General features: G+C 64.6%; 19 protein-coding genes. 12 read left to right on the top strand and 7 right to left on the bottom strand.

The features are described from left to right. Positions 1-150 precede the first annotated feature (150 nt). The 5 genes from PCO31110_RS09615 (at position 151) to PCO31110_RS09640 (ending at position 6,169) form a co-directional block, all read left to right on the top strand. The gene (locus tag PCO31110_RS09615; RefSeq protein WP_150690257.1) at positions 151-1,959 is read left to right on the top strand and encodes a type II CAAX endopeptidase family protein; all 1,809 of its coding nucleotides are present in this window, start codon (positions 151-153) and stop codon (positions 1,957-1,959) included. A 63-nt stretch (positions 1,960-2,022) separates the two neighbouring features. Further along, entirely contained in the window at positions 2,023-2,694 is a 672-nt protein-coding gene (locus tag PCO31110_RS09620) for a DUF1345 domain-containing protein (protein WP_010806223.1), read from the top strand. Positions 2,695-2,942: 248 nt separating this feature from the next. Beyond that, positions 2,943-4,388 (top strand): cytochrome ubiquinol oxidase subunit I, encoded by a 1,446-nt coding sequence (locus tag PCO31110_RS09625; RefSeq protein ID WP_150690258.1) that lies wholly within the window; start codon positions 2,943-2,945, stop codon positions 4,386-4,388. 38 nt (positions 4,389-4,426) lie between these two features. Then, positions 4,427-5,425 (top strand): cytochrome d ubiquinol oxidase subunit II, encoded by a 999-nt coding sequence (cydB, locus tag PCO31110_RS09630; protein ID WP_150690259.1) that lies wholly within the window; start codon positions 4,427-4,429, stop codon positions 5,423-5,425. A gap of 180 nt (positions 5,426-5,605) precedes the next feature. After that, positions 5,606-6,169 carry a YbhB/YbcL family Raf kinase inhibitor-like protein gene (locus tag PCO31110_RS09640; protein ID WP_010806226.1) on the top strand — a complete coding sequence of 188 codons (564 nt, stop codon included), beginning with the start codon at positions 5,606-5,608 and terminating at the stop codon, positions 6,167-6,169. Between the two features lie 91 nt (positions 6,170-6,260). Here PCO31110_RS09640 and folE read toward each other — a convergent pair whose 3' ends face one another. Beyond that, a complete protein-coding gene (folE, locus tag PCO31110_RS09645) occupies positions 6,261-6,827 on the bottom strand; it encodes a GTP cyclohydrolase I FolE (protein ID WP_010806227.1) in 567 nt (188 codons plus the stop codon). Positions 6,828-7,026: 199 nt separating this feature from the next. Here folE and PCO31110_RS09650 point away from each other — a divergent pair, with 199 nt between their 5' ends. From PCO31110_RS09650 to PCO31110_RS09665, 4 genes are read left to right on the top strand one after another with little or no spacing between them, the layout of a single operon-like run. Continuing rightward, positions 7,027-7,992: an HlyD family secretion protein gene (locus PCO31110_RS09650; protein WP_246189789.1), complete on the top strand. Its 966-nt coding sequence runs from the start codon at positions 7,027-7,029 to the stop codon at positions 7,990-7,992. After that, entirely contained in the window at positions 7,989-8,981 is a 993-nt protein-coding gene (locus PCO31110_RS09655; RefSeq protein WP_150690260.1) for an ABC transporter ATP-binding protein, read from the top strand. Before PCO31110_RS09650 ends, PCO31110_RS09655 begins: the two co-directional genes overlap by 4 nt. Then, complete coding sequence (locus tag PCO31110_RS09660) at positions 8,978-10,120, top strand: ABC transporter permease (protein WP_150690261.1); 1,143 nt, start codon at positions 8,978-8,980, stop codon at positions 10,118-10,120. The genes PCO31110_RS09655 and PCO31110_RS09660 overlap by 4 nt, the downstream gene beginning before the upstream one ends. Before the next feature lie 7 nt (positions 10,121-10,127). Next, positions 10,128-11,651: an efflux transporter outer membrane subunit gene (locus PCO31110_RS09665; RefSeq protein WP_150690262.1), complete on the top strand. Its 1,524-nt coding sequence runs from the start codon at positions 10,128-10,130 to the stop codon at positions 11,649-11,651. On the opposite strand, the gene PCO31110_RS09670 is transcribed toward PCO31110_RS09665, so the two are convergent. Beyond that, positions 11,636-12,562 (bottom strand): LysR family transcriptional regulator, encoded by a 927-nt coding sequence (locus PCO31110_RS09670; protein ID WP_010806232.1) that lies wholly within the window; start codon positions 12,560-12,562, stop codon positions 11,636-11,638. The two genes, PCO31110_RS09665 and PCO31110_RS09670, sit on opposite strands and share 16 nt — an antisense overlap. A gap of 181 nt (positions 12,563-12,743) precedes the next feature. Between PCO31110_RS09670 and PCO31110_RS09675 the strand changes: the two genes are divergently transcribed. Both PCO31110_RS09675 and PCO31110_RS09680 read left to right on the top strand, forming a co-directional pair. Continuing rightward, positions 12,744-13,163 carry a VOC family protein gene (locus PCO31110_RS09675; protein WP_010806233.1) on the top strand — a complete coding sequence of 140 codons (420 nt, stop codon included), beginning with the start codon at positions 12,744-12,746 and terminating at the stop codon, positions 13,161-13,163. Between the two features lie 123 nt (positions 13,164-13,286). After that, positions 13,287-13,991: a fumarylacetoacetate hydrolase family protein gene (locus PCO31110_RS09680; protein WP_010806234.1), complete on the top strand. Its 705-nt coding sequence runs from the start codon at positions 13,287-13,289 to the stop codon at positions 13,989-13,991. A 735-nt stretch (positions 13,992-14,726) separates the two neighbouring features. Here PCO31110_RS09680 and glpK read toward each other — a convergent pair. The 4 genes from glpK to PCO31110_RS09700 all read right to left on the bottom strand — a co-directional run bounded on the left by glpK (position 14,727) and on the right by PCO31110_RS09700 (position 19,452). Continuing rightward, positions 14,727-16,229: a glycerol kinase GlpK gene (gene glpK, locus PCO31110_RS09685; protein ID WP_150690263.1), complete on the bottom strand. Its 1,503-nt coding sequence runs from the start codon at positions 16,227-16,229 to the stop codon at positions 14,727-14,729. Positions 16,230-16,259: 30 nt separating this feature from the next. Continuing rightward, positions 16,260-17,798 (bottom strand): glycerol-3-phosphate dehydrogenase, encoded by a 1,539-nt coding sequence (gene glpD, locus PCO31110_RS09690; RefSeq protein ID WP_150690264.1) that lies wholly within the window; start codon positions 17,796-17,798, stop codon positions 16,260-16,262. 185 nt (positions 17,799-17,983) lie between these two features. Then, a complete protein-coding gene (locus PCO31110_RS09695) occupies positions 17,984-18,817 on the bottom strand; it encodes a DeoR/GlpR family DNA-binding transcription regulator (protein ID WP_010806237.1) in 834 nt (277 codons plus the stop codon). A gap of 131 nt (positions 18,818-18,948) precedes the next feature. Beyond that, positions 18,949-19,452 (bottom strand): hypothetical protein, encoded by a 504-nt coding sequence (locus tag PCO31110_RS09700; RefSeq protein ID WP_150690265.1) that lies wholly within the window; start codon positions 19,450-19,452, stop codon positions 18,949-18,951. A gap of 547 nt (positions 19,453-19,999) precedes the next feature. On the opposite strand from PCO31110_RS09700, the gene PCO31110_RS09705 reads away from it, so the two are divergent. Further along, the gene (locus PCO31110_RS09705) at positions 20,000-21,151 is read left to right on the top strand and encodes a glycerate kinase (protein ID WP_150690266.1); all 1,152 of its coding nucleotides are present in this window, start codon (positions 20,000-20,002) and stop codon (positions 21,149-21,151) included. A 108-nt stretch (positions 21,152-21,259) separates the two neighbouring features. On the opposite strand, the gene PCO31110_RS09710 is transcribed toward PCO31110_RS09705, so the two are convergent. Beyond that, entirely contained in the window at positions 21,260-22,708 is a 1,449-nt protein-coding gene (locus PCO31110_RS09710) for a bifunctional 2-methylcitrate dehydratase/aconitate hydratase (protein ID WP_010806240.1), read from the bottom strand.

Raw genomic sequence — 22,708 nt, forward strand, 5'->3', positions numbered from 1 at the left:
GCACCACATCTGTGCCCGCTCTGACCTGCCCGCTCTGACCTGCCATTACCGAGGGGCTACGCTACAGTTCACCCGCTATCGGTCGTTATTCCCATTCAGGCTGGCCGCGTTTCCGGCGGTGAGCGACAACAACATTCCTGGACCTCTCGCGTGTACCGCACCCTTCTCTGTCTAGTGGTCGCGGCGCTCGGCTTCTCGCCACTTGCGCATCTCGACGCCGCACAAGCCACCGCCTCGCCGCCTCAGGGCCTGCTGAACCTCGACGAGACGTCCAAGCAGGTCGACGCCGCCTCTCTCACCCAATATCGTCAGATCGTCTCGGACTACACCGCTGCCGTGCGCGCCCGGCCCGACGACGCCGCGCTCGCCATGGCGCGCTGCCGGTTCATGCAGAACTTCTCCTGGTCGGACGAGTTGCGATGGGCCGGGCAAGCCCAGAACGACCTGGAAGCGTGTCAGCAGAATCTGAAAGCCAGATTTTCGGAGGTACCGGAAGTCGCGCTGTATCTGCTACAGGGTGTCTATGGCAAGGCAGCGATTGCGCAGGGCACTGCCCTCCTGCCCACGGCCGGGCGTTGGCCGGAGAAGGATCGCGCGAGTCTGCATGCCGCCCTCTCCAGCGCGTATCAGGCGACACAAGACACGCGCAATGCCGGTTTGCAGGCAGTGGAAGCCGCCAGGCTGGCACCGGATACCCCGGTGCTGCTGAGCGCCGTTCGCTACCTCGCAACGACGGGCAGAAAGGACGAGGCAAAGCGTTTGCTGATGAATGCCCCTGTGCCCAAGACACCATGGGTCGCGAATTCATGGATCAATACCGCGCACGACGTACTGCCGGGCACCACGGCGCGCGAGGTGCTGCAGCGCATGCAGAAGGCGGGGTTGAAGGTCGATCCGCACGCGAGTGCGCGTGCCCTGCTTCAGGCAGGCGACGCGACCGGCGCGCAGCGTGCGCTGGCCGCGTCGCCTCAAGGCGCCAACGAGACACCCCAGAATCGCGCCCTTCGCCTGCAGGTCGGTCTCGCCGCCGGCGATGTCAAGGCGACGGAAGCCGCCCTCCAGGCATCGCTCGAACACGAGAAGGGCAACCTCTGGCCGCTCTCCCAATCGTATGGGGTGCTGCTAACGATAGAACCCGCCGCAGCGTTTCGACTGGTCTTCCTCTCACTGTTGGCCACGCTCGTCGGCAGCGTGCTCCTCGTCGCCCTGTCGCCGGGCCTGCTGATGTTCCCCGTGCACTATGTCGGCACCGTACGCGCGCGCAAGGGACGCCCGACCGCTCCGCTGTTCGACGGCATCGGTCTGCGCCACGCCTGGTATGGTCTGGCGGCGCTCTGCGTGATCACGGGGATCGTGCCCGTCCTCATGGTGGGGCAATTCACGCTGCGGGTCGGTAACAACATGCCGCTGCTGGAGCCCAGGCTCGCCATCGCGCACGCCGTGACGCTCGGCGTCATCGCGCTTGCCCTGTGCGCGACGCTATGGCGCTTTGGCTGGCGCCAGTGGCTCGGCACCGGCAAGTGGAAGGCGAGATGGTTCATCTGGCCCGTCATCCTCGTCGCGCTCGCTGCGCTCGGTGGCTGGTTGGCCGCGCGCCACGGGCCGGCTGGCGGGCAGGTGCCTCAATGGGCCGAGGGGATCGCACGCGGTGCGGCGCAACTGGGCGGTACGTGGCTCGCCCTGTTGCTGCTTGCCGTCGCGGTGCCGATTGTCGAGGAATTCGTCTTCCGCGGCTGTCTGCTGGGCGGCCTGACGCGTCATATGAGCTTCTTCGCCTCGAACCTGTGGCAAGCGGCGATCTTCGCTGCCGTTCACGTCGACGCCCGGCGTTTCCTCTTCTATCTACTGATCGGGCTTACGGCCGGTTGGCTGGCGAAGAAAACACGCGGCCTCGCCGCCCCCATCGTGCTGCACGCGGCAATCAATACGATTTTCGTCGTGCTAGTGCTGTCCCGTTAATCGGGCAAGTGACGGCGTTGGTGGATAATCGAACCGCCCGCCGTCACCGTTCGGACATCTTTCATGAATGCCAAGCTCTTCCCGCATCTGGTTCGCTTCCACCCTCGATTGCTCATTGCCATCGTCGTTGGCGTCATTGCCGGTCTGTTCGTTCAGATTGTCGTGAAAGGCGAGCCCAGTGCCGTCACGCGCACACTGATCGGCTGGAACGCGGGCGCCTGGTCTTATCTCGCGATGATCTGGCTCATGATGGTCACCGCGCCCAAACGCAGCATCGAGCGCTTCGCCGAACAAGAAGACCAGAGCGCCGCCGTCGTGCTCAGCGTAGTCAGCCTGTCGGCCATTGCGAGTGTGGCCGCCATCGTCCACATTCTTGCCGGGGCCAAATCCGGCATCCCGCACCAGACATCCGAACATGTCCTGTTCGCCGCAACCACACTCATCGCCGGCTGGTTTCTCGTGCCGACGATCTACACGCTGCACTACGCACGGCTGTACTTCACGGACACGGAATCGCCCTATGCACTGGCATGGCCCGACCGCGACTGCGATCCGGACTACTGGGACTTCCTTTACTTCTCGTTCACCATCGCCGTGGCGTCGCAGACCGCCGACGTTGCGCTGAAATCGCGCCGCATGCGACGCGCCGCGCTCGCACAGGCGATCCTCTCGTTCTTCTTCAATCTGGCCGTACTCGGGCTGTCGATCAATATCGGCGCCGGACTGCTCAGCTAAGACACGGCCCTCGCGGCACCGCGCCCCCGTGTGACATGACGTCGCACGGGACGCCCACATAAATCCCTTGAAAAACATACAAGTAGCGCCGATCGACAGCCTCTCGCATGCCGCGTCAATGCGCCACATGTGACGACTTGTCACGCGTGCTGCAACGCAGCAACCTCTAACATGCATGCAAACAAATGGCGCTTTATAAATATTGACGCCATACAAGACAGGGTTAATTTGCATACATAGAGCGCCACATGACTGCCGTTCCGGAAGCCCTCGACCTCGCACGCCTGCAATTCGCGTTCACGGTCTCGTTTCACATCGTTTTCCCCGCTGTCTCCATCGGTCTGGCGAGTTTCATCGCCGTTCTCGAAGGTCTCTGGCTCAAAACACGTCAGCAGCACTATCTCGATCTCTGCCGCTTCTGGTCGAAGGCCTTTGCCGTCTGTTTCGGCATGGGCGTGGTCTCAGGCGTGGTGATGGCCTACCAGTTCGGCACCAACTGGTCGGGCTTTTCGAGCTTCGCCGGTGCGGTCACGGGTCCGCTGCTCGCCTACGAGGTGATGACGGCGTTCTTCCTCGAAGCCGGTTTCCTCGGCATCATGCTGTTCGGCTGGAATCGCGTGAGTCCGCGTGCACACTTCGCCGCGACCTTGTGTGTGGCCATCGGCACGCTGATTTCGACGTTCTGGATCCTCGCGTCGAATAGTTGGATGCAAACGCCGCAAGGCTACGAAATCGTCGACGGCCGCGTGGTCGTGTTGTCGTGGTGGGACGTGATCTTCAACCCGTCCTTCCCGTATCGACTGGCGCACATGAGCATCGCCGCGTTCGTGGTGGCCGCGCTGGTCGTGGCGGGCACCGCCGCCTGGCATCTCTTGCGCGGCCGTCGCGATCCGGCCGTCAAGACGATGTTCTCGATGGCCATGTGGCTGCTGCTGATCTTCGCGCCGTTGCAAGCCGTCGTGGGCGATTTTCACGGGTTGAACACGCGGGAGCATCAGCCCGCCAAGCTCGCCGCCATCGAGGGGCTTTGGGAGACGAAGACCGGTGGCACCCCGCTCAACCTGTTCGGCTGGCCCGACATGGAGGCCGAAACCACACGCTACGCGCTCGAAATACCGCATCTGGGCAGCCTCATCCTCACGCATAGCTGGGACGGCGAGATTCGCGGCCTGAAGGCGTTTCCGAAGGACGAACGCCCCAACGTGCCGTTGGTGTTCTGGAGCTTTCGCATCATGGTCGGCCTTGGCCTGGCGATGATCGCCGCAGCACTCGCCTCAGTGTGGCTGCGCCGTCGCGGCACGCTCTTCACATCGCGCAGCTTCGCCCGCACCATGCTCGTGCTCTCGCCGACCGGCTTCGTAGCCCTGCTCGCCGGCTGGGTCACCACCGAGGCCGGGCGCCAGCCGTGGGTCGTCTACGGGGTGATGCGCACCGCGCATGCCCTATCGCCTGTCAGCGCCCAACAGGTGCAGGTCTCGCTGCTGATTCTGGTGCTGGCCTACTTTCTGGTGTTCGGCACCGGCGTGTATTACCTGCTGAAGATTCTGCGCAGCGGCCCGGTACTGCCCGGCGATCCGTCGACGGCCTCCGGCAACGGCCATGCGCCGCACGACGCACACCTCGTGCCGCAAACTGCGCCAGCCCTGTCGGGCCTGTCCGGACGGATGGATACCGACCGAGCGCACGCGACCTGATCGTCGCCCGACACGACATCGACCTTAGCGAGAATTTCATGGATCTGATCTTAGCCTGGGCCGCCATCATTGCCCTCGGCCTGTTTCTGTACGTGGTGCTCGACGGTTTCGACCTCGGCATCGGCATTCTCTTTCCGTTCTTCCCCGATGCGCGCGAACGCGACACGATGATGAACTCCGTCGCCCCGGTCTGGGACGGCAACGAGACTTGGCTCGTGCTCGGCGGCGCCGGCTTGCTCGCCGCGTTTCCAATGGCCTACTCGGTTTTGCTCTCGGCGCTGTATCTGCCGCTCGTGTTCATGCTGGTGTGCCTGATCTTTCGCGGCGTAGCGTTCGAGATTCGCGGCAAGTCACGCCGCACCCGGCAGTGGTGGGATCTGGCTTTCATCGGCGGCTCGGCCGGGGCGACGTTCTTTCAGGGCGTTTCAATCGGTGCGTATCTGTCCGGCATTCCGGTGGAGAACGGCCAGTTCGCGGGAGACGCTTTTGCCTGGGTCACAGCCTTCAATCTGTTCACCGGCCTGGGCCTGCTCGTGACGTATGCGTTGCTCGGCGCATGCTGGCTGATCGGCAAGACCGAGGGCGATTTGCAGCGCCGCATGCGTGTGCTCGCCTGGCCGCTAACGCTGGCGCTCGTGGCGACCATGGCCATCGTCTCGCTGTGGACACCGCTGCAACTGCCACTCGTGGCCGAGCGCTGGTTCGACGACCAGTGGTTCTGGCGATGCCTGCCGGTGCCGTTCCTCGTCGGGGGCGCCACGCTCGCCATGCGCCGGGTGCTGCGCCGTGCACACGACGCGACACCGTTCTGGCTCGCCATCGGCCTCGTGTTTCTCGGCTACAGCGGTCTGCTCATCAGCGCCTATCCCTATGCGATTCTGCCCGGCATCACGCTCCGGGACGCCGCCGCGCCGCATTCGAGTCTGTCGTTCTCGCTATGGGGTGCGGCCTTCATCATTCCGGTGATCATCGCCTACACGATGCTGGCCTACTGGGTATTCCGCGGCAAGGTGACTCACGATGCGTACCATCACTGATCTCGTTCGCCCCGCAGCGCGCAGGCAGCGCGAACGGGCTGTCGTACGCAGCCCGTGGCAGCAGACCCTGATTCGCTGGGGGTGGTTTATCGCCCTATGGTGTGCCGGTGTAGCGGGCACGGCACTGCTTGCACTACCATTCAAACTCATCATTGCATCTGCCAAATAGGAGGCACGCTTATGAAATGGCTTTCATCCACAGGCGCGACGTGCGCGGCAAGCGTGGCGGCTGTCGCGATGGCGCTCGCCGCAGGTACGGCGCGGGCCGAAGGCATGAGCGTCTCGTCGAGCGCGTTTGCGGACGGCGGCCTGCTGCCCGCGATTCATGCCGGACTGGGCGAGTGCGGCGGGAAGAATGTCAGTCCGCCTGTCGAATGGAAGAATCTGCCCCAAGCCACGCACAGCGTGGTCGTCACAATGAAGGACCCCGACGGTGCGAAGGGCGGCGGTGTCGTGCATTGGGTCGCCTACAACATTCCGGCCACGGTCTCGTCGCTCGCCGCTGGCGCGGGTAACGAAACCGGACGGCAGGTCACCGTCGGCAAGAACGTCAGCGGCGCGATGGCCTATCGGGGCGCTTGCCCGCCAGTCGGCGATACACCGCATCACTACATCATCACGGTAACGGCAACCGATATCGAACCGGGTCAGTTGCCGGCAGGGCTCGACGCCAACGGGCTTTCCGCCGCGCTCGCCGGTCATACGCTGAACGGCTCGACCATCGTGGCGCGCTACGGCCGGTAAGCCGGTCGAACGCCCCGACACGCCACAAAGAAAAAGCGCCGGCAGGGAGTGTCCCGCCGGCGCTTTTTCTTATCCGCTTACCGCTGCGCGATCAATTGTCGCGAGCGAGCGCGAGGAACTCGGTGCGCAACGCCAGATTGGGCTGCAACTCGCCAAGCATCGAAGACGTCACCGTCTCCTCACCCGCCGTGCGAATGCCACGGCTTTCCATGCACATGTGACGGCACGACACCACCACACCGACGGCCTTCGGTTGCAGATGCGTCATCAGCGCTTCGGCGATCTGCGTCGTCAGACGCTCCTGCACTTGCAAGCGGCGGGCGAAGCAGTCGACCAGACGCGTGAGCTTCGACAATCCGACGATCTTGCCATTGGGCAGATAGCCGATCGTCGCCTTGCCGAAGAACGGTGCGAGATGGTGCTCGCAATGACTATAGACAGGGATGCCGCGCACGACGATCAATTCGTTGTACTGCTCCGCCCCGTCTTCGAAAACCTTGAGTACTTCGGCCGGATCCTGAGCATAGCCGGCCGTCCATTGACGCCATGCTTTTTGCACACGCGACGGCGTTTCGTGCAGGCCGGGGCGGTTCGGGTCTTCGCCGATGTGTTTCAGGAATCGCTTCCAGTCGTTTTCGTCGAACGTGTCGTGAGACATATCAATCAAGCTCCTTGCATGAAGTCCGGTGCGCTGCGCCGCTACGGCTCGCGCGCCCCGTGCGCTGCCGGACATGTGCGCACACAATAGCAGAGAGTCCCCGTGCGCGCATGGCGCTCACCCCGATTGCCCCGGATTGATCGCTCCGGCGCTTTTGCGCTAAGGTGGCAGCGGACAACCGCAACGCACGAGGCGTGTCATGCAGGCATACACTCGCATGTGCACTACCGCGACGACCCTTGCCGTCACGGCCGCGCTGGCCGGCTGTGGCGATCATGGCCCCGCGCCATGGCAAGGCTATGTAGAAGGCGAGTTTGTCTATGTCGCCTCCTCGCAGGCCGGAACGCTTCAGACCCTGTCGGTCCGGCGCGGCCAGCAGGTCAAGGCGGGCGACGCCCTTTTCGATCTCGAATCCACGTTCGAGCTTGCCGCGCAAGCCCACGCGCGCAAGACGCTCGCCAGCGCCGAAGCGCAATTGCGCGATCTCGACACCGGCAAACGTCCCGACGAAATCGCGGTATCGGCCGCGCAACTCAAGCAGGCCATCGCCGTGCGCGACAAGTCGATCGCCCAGTTCGACCGCGATCAGGCGCAATACGCCGCAGGCGGCATTTCCCGCGAGCAACTCGACGCCAGCCGTGCCGATGCACGCAGCAGCACCGCGCACGTACAGGAACTGCAAAGCAGCCTCGCTGTGGCGAGGCTGCCGGGCCGCGAAGCTCAGCGGCAAGCCCAGGCAGCGCAAGTCGACGCGGCGCGTGCCTCGCTTGCGCAGGCCGATTGGCAGCTCGCGCAGAAGCACCCGGGGGCGAGTGCTGCCGGGCACGTGTACGACACGATGTATCGCGTTGGCGAATGGGTTGCGGCAGGCAGCCCCGTGCTGCGGCTGCTGCCGCCGGGGAACATCAAGGTCCGCTTCTTCGTGCCGGAGACCGTGCTGGGCAGCCTGAGTGCCGGGCAAACGGTGCATATTGCCTGCGACGGATGCGGCGCAGGTGTCGACGCCCGCATCACCTATGTCGCCCATCAGGCGGAGTACACGCCACCGGTCATCTACAGCAACGACACGCGCGACAAGCTCGTCTATATGATCGAAGCCCGCCCCGCCCCGGCAGACGCCGCCAAGCTCAATCCGGGACAGCCGGTGCAGGTGACGCGCCCATGAACGGCCGCGACGCGACGCCGCCCGATACCGCTGCGTTGCGAGGCAGTCGCGACGGTCATGGAGATCTCGCCATCGACGTGAACGGACTGAACAAGCACTTTGGTGACAAGCACGTCGTCCGGAACGTATCGCTGCAAGTGCGGCGCGGCGAGATCTTCGGCTTTCTCGGCCCGAACGGCAGCGGGAAGACGACCTGCATCCGCATGATGTGCGGGTTGCTCACGCCCGACTCGGGCAGCGGCACCTGCCTGGGCTTCGACATCGTCCGCGAGAGCGCGCAAATCAAGCGTCAGGTCGGCTATATGACACAACGCTTCTCGTACTGGGAAGACCTGACGATTCGCGAGAATCTGGATTTCGTTGCGCGCGTGTACGGCATGCCGAACCGGCGCGAAGCGGTCGATCGCGCCATTGAAGGGCTCGGCCTGAAAGGCCGCGCAAAGCAGTTGACCGGCTCACTCTCGGGCGGCTGGAAACAGCGCCTCGCACTCGCGGCATGCATGCTGCACGAGCCGCAGGTGTTGCTGCTCGACGAACCGACCGCCGGCGTCGATCCGAGCGCCCGGCGCGACTTCTGGGAGGAACTGCACGAGTTGGCCTCACGCGGCATTTCCGTGCTCGTGAGCACGCATTACATGGACGAAGCGGAGCGGTGCCACAAGCTCGCTTACATCTCCTACGGCGAGTTGCTCGCGAAGGGCACGGCGTCGGAGATCATCGACAGCCAGCACCTGTCGACATGGACGGTACACGCCGACAATCTCGTCAATCTGGCGCGCGAACTGCGCGCACAACCCGCCGTGGCGCAGACGGTCGCGTTCGGCGACGCGCTGCACGTCAGCGGGCCGGACGCCGGCACGCTCGGCAAGGTGTTGCACGAACTGGCGGGGGCACGCGGGCTGCGCGTCACCCCCATCGACACCAGCCTGGAAGACGTCTTCATCTACCTGATGAGCCACGCGAAGGACAACTTCGGAGACCACGCATGAGCACGCTGCAGGGGTTCTCCATCGCGCGGTGGTGGAGCATTGTGTGCAAGGAGTTCCTGCAACTGCGCCGCGACCGCGTGACTTTCGCGATGATCGTGGGCGTGCCGCTCGTGCAACTGACGCTCTTCGGCTTCGCCATCAACACCGATCCGAAGCACATGCCCACTGCGGTGATCATTGCCGACGACAGCGAATTCACACGCAGCTTCGTGGCGGCGATGGAGCACTCGGCGTACTTCCACGTGACTGAGAGGCTCACGAGCGAGCAAGCGGGACGCGCCGCGCTGGCACAGGGCCGTGTTCAGTTCGTGCTGAATATCCCCGCCGACTTCACGCGACGGTTGTTGCGCGGCGAACGGCCCGCGGTACTCATCGAGGCCGACGCGACAGACCCAATGGCCATGGCCTCGGCACTCGGTGCGCTACCCGCCATCGCGCAATCGGTCGCGCAAAAAGATCTGACCGGCCCGCTCGCGCCGCTCGCTGGCGGGCAGAGCCCGTTCGACGTGCAGGTGCACCGGCTGTACAACGCTGAGGGGATCACGCAATACAACATCATCCCCGGGCTGATGGGGGTGATTCTGACGATGACGCTCGCCATGATGACGGGGCTCGCCATCGTGCGTGAGCGCGAGCGCGGGACGATGGAAAATCTGCTCGCCACGCCGGTGCGGCCCGTCGAACTCATGACGGGCAAGATCGTGCCGTACATCGCCATCGGCCTGATTCAGGCGAGCATTATTCTTATCGCCGCGCGTTTCGTCTTTCACGTGCCGTTCGAGGGCAGTGTGATTGCCATCTATCTCTCGGCCCTGGTCTTCATCGCGGCCAATCTCACGGTGGGCATCGCGCTCTCGTCGTTCGCGCAGAATCAGTTGCAGGCCATGCAACTCACCGTGTTCTATTTCCTGCCGAACATGCTGCTCTCGGGCTTCATGTTCCCGTTTCGCGGCATGCCTGCGTGGGCACAGGCCATTGGCAATGTTCTGCCGCTCACCTATTTCAACCGGCTCATTCGCGGCATTCTGCTCAAGGGCAACGGATGGGGCGATGCCTGGCATGACCTGTGGCCGCTGCTGGTCTTCTCCGCCGTGCTCATGGCGGTGGCCGTCAGGTTCTACAAACGAACGCTCGACTGAGGCCATCATGAGAGTTGCCCACCGTGCGCGTCGTCACTCCCCTGCCCGCAGCGCATTGCCATGGCTCGCGCTCGGGCTTGGCGCAACGCTCGCTGCCTGCGCGGTCGGGCCGGACTTCCACACGCCGGAACCTACGGACGTTGCTCGATACACGACCGCCACGCAACTCTCGTCGACCGCCGGAACCGGCGGCGCACAGGGTGCGGCGCAAACGCTCGTTGCCGGGGACGACGTGCCATCGCATTGGTGGACCCGCTTCGGCTCACCCGCACTGGACGCGCTCGTCGCCCAGGCCCTGGCCGATAGCCCGACCCTGCGACAAGCGCAGGCCAAGTTGCGTCAGGCGCAGGAAGACTACCGCGCGCAAGCAGGTGCGCGATTGCTGCCGTCGGCCGATCTGAAGCTCTCCGGCACACGCGAGCAGGTCGATCTCGCATCGTTCGGCATCACCAGCGTGCCGAGCCCCGGGCCTTTCACCCTGTACAACGCGAGTGTCAACATCGCTTACACGCTGGATGTCTTCGGCGGGAATCGACGCGTGCTGGAAGGTCTGGCCGCCCAGATCGACTACCAGCGCTTCGAAGCGGAAGCCGCCCGGCTCTCGCTCGCGGGCAATGTGGTGACGGCGGCCCTGCGGCAAGCCAGTGCACGAGCCCAGCTCTCGGCACTGGAAGGCATGGCGAGCGCACAGCGGGCACAGCTCGATATCACGCGCGCGCGGCAACGTGCGGGGGGAGTCGCACTGCTGGACGTCGAGAATCAGGCCGCGCTCGTTGCGCAGACCGAAGCGCAGCTACCCACGCTGCGCTTGCAGATCGCCCAATACGATCATCAATTGGCTCGCCTGACCGGTCAGGCACCGGGGGCGTTCACGTCCCCCGTCATCGATCTCAACGGCCTGACACTGCCGCAGACGGTTCCCGTTTCCCTGCCATCGACATTGGCCCAGCGACGCCCGGATATCCGCGCGTCGGAAGCCCTGCTGCACAAGGCAAGCGCCGACGTCGGCGTGGCGACTGCGAATCTTTACCCGCAATTCACGCTCTCCGGCAGCTTCGGCACCCAGCGTATGCGAACGGCCGATCTGGGTAACGGCGTCAACATCTGGAGCCTCGGGATGAACCTGCTCCAGCCGCTGTTTCGCGGCGGCGAATTGCACGCGCAACGGCGCTCGGCGCTCGCGGCTTACGACGCCGCACTGGCGTCGTATCAGGACACCGTGCTGCTCGGCCTCGCGCAAGTCGCCGACGCCATGCGCGCGCTGGAGGCCGACGCTGCCGCCCTCACCGCCCGTGACGATGCCGCCCGCCGGGCGGAAGCGGCGTTCCGGATAGCGAGCGAGCGATATCGCGTGGGGGGCATCAGCCATCTCTCGCTACTCGACGCGCAACGGCAGGCACTCGACGCCACTCGTGCCCGGCTCGACGCACAAGGGGCTCGTCTGACAGACACGGCCGCGCTTTGGCAAGCGCTGGGCGGGGCAACGACGGCGCCGGTCGAATCGAGGGCCGGAACCTATCCCAGGGACTGAGCTTCATCGGCGAGACATGTCATCAACGTGGCAACCGGCGCACGTTTGAGCGCCGATTGACGCACGAGTACGCCCAGCTCGCGTGTGAGCGGCGCGCCGGAGAGCGGCAGCACCTGAACACCATGAACAGCTGCCGCGCCGGCTTTGCCCGCCTTCCCCGCAGCCTGACCGTCGACGGGCAGGCCGATGAGCGTCGCGGGCACGATCGACCATCCCAGCCGCGCACGCACCAGGCGAAGAATGACTTCGGGCTCGTCCAGTTCCACCCCTTCGCGCACCCAGAAGCGGTGCCGTCGCAGGTATCGTTCGACCAGATCGCCGCCGTATGAGCGCCGGTTGTAGCGCACGAAGGGCATCTCCGCCACCCAATCGGCCACCGTACCGCGAGTCCCCTTCGGCGCGATGGCAACGTAAGGCTCCTGCATGAGCGTGAGCCATTTCATATCGGCGGGCACCCCGATGCGTGGCCGGATCATCACCGCCAAATCGAGTTCCTTCGCGTCGAGCTGCCCCAGCAATTGCACCGACATGCCCGGCACGATGTTCAGATGCGGCATCGCCCCGAGCGCCGTCCAGCGTTGCACCGCCCCCGGCAACAAACCAAGCTGCACCGTGAGGATCGCACCGACATGGATAGGCGCCAGTGCCGCTTGCGCGTCGTGCGTCCCGGCCTCGCCGCGCATGGCCTGATACCCGGCGATCACCCCTTGCGCCTGCGCGAGCAGGCGGCGGCCATCGTCCGAGAGCGACACGGCGCGTCCGGTTCGCTCGAAAAGCTGCACGCCGAGATCCTCTTCGAGACGCTGAATCTGTGCGCTCACGGCCGACTGCGTCAGTCCGAGACGCGCGCCCGCCGCCGAGAACGAAGCGGTTTCGGCTGCCGTGACGAAGGTTTTCAGGTAACGGATCATTGATCGAAAATTTTGTTTCTGAGCGGTTGAATTATTCGTTTCTGATTATTTTTATCGATGGATAGAATCTACAGCAAATCGGCGAGGCCGTTCCGCCCGCCGATGGACAAGGAAAAAAGACCTCCGCGAGACCACGCGGCATTCGAATCTCGTTCAACCCCACATTGCGCCGGAGTCCCACATGGTTACACCGCTCTTTCATCTTGCGTTCCCTGTCGATGACCTCGAAGCGGCCCGCCGCTTCTACGGCGGCGTGATGGGCTGCGCCGAAGGCCGTAGTTCGGATCACTGGATCGATTTCGATTTTTTCGGGCATCAACTGGTCGCGCATCTCTCGCCGGACGAGGCGGGCAAGCGCATCACGAATCCGGTCGACGGCGACGAGGTTCCCGTCCCGCATTTCGGCGTTATCCTTGACATGCCCGCGTGGCATGCGCTGGCCGATCGTCTGCGCGCCGCCGGGACCCGTTTCGTGATCGAACCGCATATTCGCTTCGCCGGACAGGTGGGCGAGCAGGCGACGCTGTTCTTCTACGACCCGGCGGGCAATGCGCTGGAGTTCAAAGCATTTGCCGACCTGTCGCAGGTCTTCGCCAAGTGAGGCCGTGCGTCATGCCGCTCCACTGTCGCTTGCGCCGGTAGGCGTGAGGGTATTCAAGGCGCCGTCGTGTGGTGGCGCCTGTGTTTTGTTGGTTATTGTTTCGTTTCAGCCAAGAGTCTTCTCATGAGCCAATTCGTTATTTCGGCCCCGCCTCAGGCGTCGGTCGCCGTCGCAGGCAGCGACGCTCGTTTCCCGGTGCGCCGCGTGTTCTGCGTCGGCCGTAACTACGCCGCGCACGCGCGCGAGATGGGTAGCAATCCGGATCGCGAGCCGCCGTTCTTCTTCATGAAGCCGGCCGACGCCGTCGTTGCCGCCGAAGGCACACTGCCCTACCCGCCGCTCACGAGCGAGCTGCATCACGAAATCGAGCTGGTCGTCGCCATTGGCGCCGACGGCGAGAACGTCGATGCCAGCCATGCGCTGTCGCTGGTGTGGGGTTACGGTGTCGGCGTCGATCTCACGCGCCGCGACCTCCAGCAACAGGCCAAAGACACGCGCCGTCCATGGGACTGGGGCAAGGCGTTCGACGCCTCGGCACCCTGCGGCCCGCTCCACGCGGTGGCAGAAGTCGGTCATCCGAAGCAAGGCCGCGTGTGGCTGGACGTGAACGGCGAGAATCGTCAGACCGGCGATCTCAATGAGTTGATCTGGTCGGTGCCCGACCTCATCGCCGAGATCTCGCGCAGCGTGAAGCTCGCGGCGGGCGATCTGATCTTCACCGGCACGCCTGCGGGCGTCGGGCCGCTCGAACCCGGCGACAAGGTCAGCGCCGGTGTGGCAGGCGTGGGCGAGATCGCTTTCACCATCGGCAAGAAGCCCGCGGCCTGACCCATCGTCGTCCGACTGATTTTGCAGGTTCCGCACCGGCAGACCGGCAAGGATATCCACAGCTACTGTTGATAACCCTTTGCATAAGTACTCGGCCGGCGGCGCAAACGCCCGCCAGCATTGAGTGTCAAGTGCATTGCCTAATTTGCCGTCACCGGTGCGGCATCCGACGCCTTGAACGGATGCCCCCTGCAGCGCCATGCTCCGTCCCGCGCACCACGTCCCCCTCACCTTTCATTCCTGAAACGTTTTCGTCCGAAAGGCTGAGCACAGCCCGTTTCGAACATTGAACTTCCCTGTCGATTCAATGAGTTGCAGCCATTGGCATGCTTCTCGCATCGGTAAGGATGCAAGCCGTCCGCCTCCGGGAAAGTCTCTTCGCCCGAGTCGACCGCCTCGGGAATCAAGTCATGCACGCCACATGGCCCCGGCACGCCCGATGCCAATCCCTCGCCGGGAGCGCCCCGGACGCGGACGGACTGCACCAGTGACCGATTGACGTCGGACGATGGGAAATGTTCAGGGAGGGGATCATGCAAATGCGCCGCACCGGGCCTTGCGCCCTAGGTCCCTGCGCCCGGTCGCTCGCGCCTGCGAGTCCGGCCAAGTCAGCCCGCCGTCAGCCGCGCGAGCGGTGCGCGAGTTGGCGGCACCGGCGGCACGATGCCGCCGGAGACCGGCGCCATGTGGCGCCCGGAAGAGCCTTACGCTGAAGCCAACCCTCGTCAGGTGGCTTCAGCCCTCTTCCGCCCAGACCTTGGCGGCACGCACCGCGCGCTGCCAACCCCTGACAGCACGATCGACATCGCTCTCGGAGAGCTTGCGGGAAAAGCGCCGCTGTAGCTGCCATTGGCGCTGCAGCGCGTCGATATCCGGCCAGAATCCCACTGCGAGTCCGGCGAGATAGGCGGCACCTGCGGCAGTCGTCTCGATGACCCTGGGACGCACCACGTCCGCCCCCAGCAAATCCGCCTGCCATTGCATCAGGAGATCGTTGGCCGCTGCGCCACCGTCGACCCGCAACTCCGACACATGCAAACCGGCGTCGGCTTCCATCGCGCGCAAGACGTCGAGCGTCTGAAACGCAATGCTGTCGAGTGCCGCACGCGCCACATGGGCGGCGGTGGTGCCGCGCGTCGCGCCGAACAGTGTGCCCCGCGCGCGTGGCTGCCAATGCGGTGCGCCGAGCCCGGCGAATGCCGGCACGAGGACGACACCATCGGCGTCGGGCACGCTGGTCGCGAGCGCTTCCACGTCGCGAGAGTGACGGATGATGCCCAACCCGTCACGCAACCACTGCACGACCGCACCGCCGATGAAGATGCTGCCCTCCAGCGCATAGTCCACCCGATTGCCGATCTTCCAAGCCACCGTCGTGAGCAGGTTATGACTGGACGCCTGCGGCTTGCTGCCGGTGTTCATCACCATAAAGCAGCCCGTGCCGTACGTGTTCTTCACCATGCCTGGCGAGAGACACATCTGCCCGAAGAGGGCTGCCTGCTGATCGCCTGCGATGCCCGCAATCGGCACCGGCACGGAGAACAGTGGCGTGGCCGTATGTCCGAACACTTCGCTCGACGAGCGCACCTCCGGCAACATGCTGCGCGGCACGTCGAGCAGCGCGAGAAGTTCGTCGTCCCACGCGAGCGTGTGGATGTTGAAGAGCATGGTGCGCGATGCGTTCGACACATCCGTCACATGCAGCTTGCCGCCCGTCAAATGCCATACGAGCCAGCTATCGATCGTGCCGAAGGCGAGGTGCCCCGCTTCGGCGGCGGCGCGCGCGCCGTCGACGTTATCGAGAATCCAGCGAATCTTGGTGCCGGAGAAGTACGAATCGACACGCAGTCCGGTGCGGCTGGCGACAAGATCTTCCTTGCCTTGCGCACGCAACTGATCGCAGAAATCCGCCGTCCGGCGGTCCTGCCAGACGATGGCGTTGTATACCGGCTCGCCTGTGCGGCGATCCCACACGACAGTCGTCTCGCGCTGATTCGTGATGCCGATGGCAGCAATGTCGCTCCCGCCCAGGCCCGCATGTGTCAGCGCTTCGGCGGCAACGCCGGCCTGCGTCGACCAGATTTCGCGCGGATCGTGCTCCACCCAGCCGGGGTGCGGATAGATCTGACGGAATTCCTTCTGCGCGGTCGCCACGACATGGCCATCACGATCGAACAGCAACGCTCGCGAACTGGTCGTGCCCTGGTCGAACGCGAGGATGTACGCTCCTCCTGCCATTGCGCTTGTCTCCTGTTTTTTCTGCGGGCGTCAGGCAGCCATTTCCATGTGCTGTGCAAACCATCGCTGTACGCTGGCTTCGCCGTCCTTGCCGACATGCAGACCGAGTTTGGTCCGGCGCCACAGCACGTCTTGCGCCGTGCGCGCCCATTCGTATTGCACAAGATAGCGCAGCTCGGCTTCATACAGATCGCCGCAGATGCGTTGCCCCAGAGCGTCGAGCGAATTCGCTTCGCCAATCAGCACATGGGTGCGTGTTCCGTACGTGCGCGCGTAACGATGCGCCAGCGCCGGCGGCAGCCACGGCAACTGGGCGCGCAGCGACGTTTCGAAAACCCCCGCATCCGGCTCGGCCATGTCGCCGCCCGGCAGCGGCGCGCCCGCCGTCCAGTCGCCATGCGTGAAGCCCAGCGGGCCATGCAGATGCGACATCGCCTCTTCCGCGAGACGACGGTATGTCGTGATCTTGCCGCCGAACACCGAAAGCAGCGGTGCGCGCTTGCCGGTCGCGTCCAGTTCGAGCTTGTAATCGCGCGTGACGGCCGACGGGTTCGAAACCTCTTCTTCCATCAACGGCCGCACGCCCGCATAAGTCCAGACGACATCGCCAGGCACGATCGGCTTGGTGAAGTATTCGCTGGCCGACCGGCAGAGATACACGATCTCGTCGTCGTCGATCGCGACCTGCGCGGGGTCGCCGTGATACTCGATATCGGTCGTGCCGATCAGCGTGAAATCGCGCTCGTAGGGAATCGCGAAGATGATGCGCTTGTCAGGGTTCTGGAAGATGTAGGCGTGATCGTGATCGAACAGCTTGCGCGTCACGATATGACTGCCCTTGACCATACGCACGCGATGCGTCGCATTCTGACGCAGTACGTCGCCCAGCAGATGCCCCACCCACGGCCCGGCAGCATTGACGATGGCCCGCGCAAACACGGTCTGGTGCGTGCCCTCGGGCGTCTCAAGCTGGGCCGTCCACATGTGCTCGCCGCGATCCGCGCCGATGAGCTTCGTGCGCGTGAGGATCGTCGCACCGCGCTCGGCGGCGTCCTGCGCGTTGAGCACGACCAGACGCGCGTCCTGCACCCAGCCGTCCGAGTAGACGAAACCACGCGACAGGTCACGGCGCAGCGGCGCACCCGCCGGATGCCGGCGCAGATCGATACCGCGCGAGCCGGGCAGCATTTCGCGTCGGGCAAGGTGATCGTAAAGGAACAGGCCCGCGCGAATCAGCCACGCAGGACGAAGATTCGGCATATGCGGCATCACGAAACGCAGCGGCCACATGATGTGCGGCGCGGCACGCAGCAACACTTCGCGCTCCTGCAACGCCTTGCGCACCAGACCGAACTCGTAGTACTCGAGATAGCGCAGACCGCCATGAATCAGCTTGGTGCTCGCCGACGAAGTATGAGACGCCAGATCGTCCTGCTCGACGAGCAACACCCGCAAACCGCGACCGGCGGCGTCGCGCGCAATGCCCGTCCCGTTGATCCCCCCGCCCACGACCAGCAGGTCATAAGGGGCAAGCAGGTTGTCCGATGGCGATTGAGTGGATGTCTGCACGTCGTCACTCCCGTGTGATGGGCGTTAAATCAGAGAAAGTTTGAAAATGTTCGTTTACGTTCAATCAAATTCGTTTTCGAACATATATACTCGGATTTTAGCAGATCACGTCGTTTGAGTTTCGAATTCGCGCATTTCCCTGCCCGAATGTGCGAGTTCGCACCTGCCCCTGACCGCCACGCGTGTCAGTCCGCGACGTGTACCAGCGTGCCCGCCTCGGCGATCACCTGCGCCATGCTTTCGGGCACCGGGCGATCGGTGAACAGGGCGTCGATCTGAGACAGGTGCCCCAGCCGGACAAGCGCCGGACGTCCGAACTTGCTGTGATCGGCCGCCAGAAATACGGTGCGGGAGTGCGCGATGATCGCCTCGGCCACGCGGACCTCGCGATAGTCGAAGTCTCGCAGCGTGCCGTCGGTGTCGATGGCGGAGATGCCGATGATGCCGAAATCGACTTTGAACTGACGGATGAAGTCGAGCGTGGCCTCGCCGGTCACGCCCTGGTCGCGGGCGCGCACGACGCCGCCGGTGATGATGACCTCGGCGTCGGCGTAGCTGCTCATCATGGCCGCGACGTGCAGGTTATTCGTGATGACGCGCAAGCCGCGATGACGAGACAACGCCCGGGCCACGGCTTCCGTCGTGGTGCCCAGATTGATGAAGATCGACGCATGATCGGGGATTTGTTCCGCGAGGCGTACGGCGATGCGGCGCTTTTCATCGGCCAGATGCGTCTGACGGGCGTCGTAGGCGTCGTTCTCCGCCCCGCCCGGCAGGCCAACCCCGCCGTGGTAGCGGCGTACCCATTTGCGCTCGGCCAGAAAATTGATGTCGCGCCGGATGGTCTGCGGTGTCACATCGAAGCGCGCAGCCAGTTCGTCGACCGTAAGAAAGCCGTCGCGGCGAACGGCGTCGAAAAGCGCCTGCTGGCGCGGGTTCAGCGAGGCCTGCCCGGCATCGCCAGCAGAGGAGAGTCCCTCTGAGACATCAATGGATTCGGCGGATTCGGTATGGGACATCGGCACGCACACGGTAAAAGCCTTCGTGCCGCCCAGCCGGCGGCACGTTCGCCGTCATGATACCCCGCCGTTGTATGACGCCGCCGTGACAGCGGCATGACACTGCGGCCGCTATCGGCGTCGCACGAGGGTCAGAGACACTGGCGCACGGCGTCGGCAAGCGACTGCGGGCCGGTCGACCCGAGATAGAGCGAACCCTGGCTGCCCGGCTTGTGCGGTGCAAGATCGAGAATGGCGAGAATGCCGTCGTCTTGCGAGGAGAGCTGAAGCGTCTGACCGGTGCCGGCTTTCTGCCGTTGCAGGCGGGCATAAGGCAGTTGCTTCTTCCAGAGACGCGCCGTGCAGGCACTCACGCTGGCAAACGCCTTCTTCGAGGAACCTTGCCACACGGCACCGTTACTGCGCGCGTCGTCGACCGTATCCCGATAGGCAGGCAACGTCTCGACTTTTACGTTTTCCGGTGCAACGTCGGCGACGCTGCCCACGGGGGGATCGTTGCACGACGCGACGGGCGGCGTTTGCGCGCATGCGGCCAGCAACACAGCGAGCGTCACACTCGCTGCGGCAACCGCCCCCGTAGCACCGCGCCGCGCCGCACGCGTCGTGCCGGAATTCCTGTCTTTGCCCCGGTTCATGCCCCCGCTCCACACTTGCTAATGGCCGTCGCACGCGCCATGTCTTCCGGCTGCCGCGGCAAGCCGGGCATCGTTGTGACGACAGTTTGGTATCTGGTTCCGGCGCCTTATCTCTGCTGAGCTGGTGGGCTGCTGGCCACGCAATGTCTTTTGCGCTCGTGTCAGGCCACAACCCGCGCCGATTTGTTCGGTCTGCTCTGGTAATGCCGTCACCCTCGCGCGCCCCGCGCCTCGCATTGCGGGCCACACGGCTGATCGGGCGACGGATCGCCAGTTGGCGCTCATCTTACTCGTGTTATTCATAGCATGGCAATTCGCGCAATGCGCGCTGGCCCGAATCGCGTATATTGCAGGTTTCTGTCACACTGCGCCGCACCGCCTCGCGCCCGACCCTGCTGCGAGCCGACGTGCCACCCCGCCCGCCGAGCCCTGGATCAATCATCCGGCCGGTACGCCATAAGCGAGAACAACAAGCGGACCGATAGCCACACGTGGCGCATGTGAGCCCAGCCAACCCGTATCCACTTTTGCGACTGTCCCGATTTCCATGTCCAGCAATGCGCAAGCCCCGATCATCGTCATCGCCCCCGATTCGTTCAAAGGTTCACTGAGTGCTCCGGAAGTCGCGCGCGCCATCGCGTCCGGCATCGCTCGCGCGCTGCCGCAAGCCGAACTGCGGTTGCGCCCGATGGCCGACGGCGGCGAAGGCACGCTCGACGCCCTGCTCTCCGCAGGCGGTCGACGTGTGCCGCTGTCAGTGCGTGGTGCGGGTCAGGCGTCGGTCACCGCCGAGTACGGCATCATGCCCGACGGCACCGGCGTGCTGGAAAGCGCCAACGTGGTGAGCATCACCGACCCCGTCGGCATGCAGACACCGGTGGCCGAGCGCTCGACGGTCGGCCTCGGCGAACTGGTGCGCGCCCTGCTCGATACCGGTGCGCGCCGCGTGCTCATCGGTCTGGGCGGCAGCAGCACGAACGACGGCGGCGCGGGTCTGCTCGTCGGTCTCGGCGCGCGTTTGCTCGATGCATCGGGCGAAGCCGTGCAGCCGGTGCCTGCGGCGCTGCATCGTGTCGCATCGATCGACCTGAACGGGCTCGATGGCCGTCTGAAGGACTGCGAACTGATCGCCATGTCCGACGTGAACAATCCGCTGAACGGCCCACAAGGCGCGACGGCGATCTTCGGGCCGCAAAAAGGCGTGAGCGAATCACAGGTCGAACCGCTCGACCGTGCCATCGCCCATTTCGCCGGGCATGCCCATCGAGCGTTCAGTGCCAACGAGGCGGCCAGCCGCGCCGGCGCCGGTGCGGCTGGCGGTCTGGGCTTCGCGCTGCATTTGCTCGGGGCGCAGTTCCGCTCCGGGGCGGAAGTGGTGGCCGAGCGCGTTGGACTGCCGCAAGCGGTGGAAGGCGCCGACTGGCTCATTACCGGCGAAGGCCGCAGCGACGGGCAGACGCTTTCGGGCAAGACGCCGATGATTGCCGCCCAGGTGGCGATCAAGGCCGGGGCGGCGGCATCGCTGCTCTCGGGCGCGATCGATCGCAGCGCGCTGGAAAGTCTCTCGCGCGTGTTCTCGGGATGCTTCTCGCTGACGTTCGGCCCCACCACGCTGGAAAAGGCGATTGCCGATGCGGCCGGTCTGCTGGCCGACAGCGCGGAACAGATGACTCGCCTGCGCTATACCCACAAGGGCTGAGCCGCACGCACCGTCGCTACACTCGCCTCATCCGGCGATTCGGCGATGCCGAGCACCGGGCGGCTCGACATTGGCTGACAAGCGGGGGCTCGTGGCGAGTCAGCCCCGTCACACCATCAGATCCACGAACTGGTGCACCGGCATCGCCTCCAGCCGTTGCTGATCGAGCGCGATGTCGAGGATGCGCGTTTGTGCGCGAGCAGCGAAGCGGCGCGCCAGATTCGTCTTGAACTTCTCCACGAGCAGCGGAATCCCCTCGGCACGGCGGCGCATGTGGCCGATCGGGTATTCGACCAGCACTTCGCCGAGCGTGGTGCCGTCGGTCAGCGTGACGCTCAGCCCGTTGGCAATCGAACGCTTGTCGGGATCGTGATAGTCGCGGGTGAACTGCGGGTCTTCCTCGCAGACGATATTCGCGCGCAACGCATCGATACGAGGATCGGCGGCGACGGCATCCTCATAATCGGCCGCCGTCAGACGCCCGAATAGCAACGGCACCGCCACCATGTACTGAATGCAGTGATCGCGGTCGGCCGGATTGGCGAGCGGTCCCTGCTTGTCGATGATGCGAATCGCGGCCGCATGCGTGCGAATTTTGACCGAGCGAATGTCCTGCGCGGTACGCCCCATCGCCTTCAACTGGCCGTGAAGTGTCATTGCCGCCTCGGCGGCCGTCTGTGCGTGAAACTCGGCCGGGAAGGAAATTTTGAACAGCACGTTCTCCATCACATACGAACCGTACGGGCGCTGAAATGCGAACGGCTTGCCCTTGAACAGCACGTCGTAGAAGCCCCAGGTCTTGGCGGTGAGCACCGACGGATAGCCCATCTCGCCGGTGCGCGCCATCAGCGCGAGCCGCACGGCGCGGCTCGTCGCATCGCCCGCCGCCCACGACTTGCGGCTACCGGTGTTAGGGGCATGACGGTATGTGCGCAGACTCTGTCCGTCGACGAATGCAAGCGAGAGCGCGTTGATCAGTTCGTCGCGCGAAAGCCCGAGCATTTCGCCGACGACCGCCGTCGACGCCACTTTCACCAGCACGACGTGATCGAGGCCGACCTGATTGAACGAGTTCTCCAGCGCCAGACAGCCCTGAATCTCGTGCGCCTTGATCATGGCGGCAAGCACATGACGCATCGTCAGTGGCGGCTGCCCCTGCGCCACCGCCGTGCGCGAGAGCCAATCGGCCGTCATGAGAATGCCGCCGAGATTATCGGACGGGTGTCCCCATTCGGCGGCCAGCCAGGTGTCGTTGAAGTCGAGCCAGCGAATCATCGCGCCCAGACTGAACGCTGCCTGCACCGGATCGAGTTGATACGGCGTGCCGGGGACTTTCGCCCCGTTCGGCACCACCGTACCCGGCACGATGGGGCCCAACAGCTTGGTGCAGGCCGGATAGGACAACGCTTCGAAACCGCACCCGAGCGTATCGATCAGGCAGTTGCGAGCGGTGTCAAAGGCGAGATCGCTGCGGATCTCATAGGTCAGGACGTAGTCGACAATGTCCGCGAGAACCTTGTCGGGAGAAGGACGCACGTTCGAGATACCGGCAGACAT

The organism is Pandoraea communis (genome assembly GCF_902459745.1).
GTDB lineage: Bacteria > Pseudomonadota > Gammaproteobacteria > Burkholderiales > Burkholderiaceae > Pandoraea > Pandoraea communis.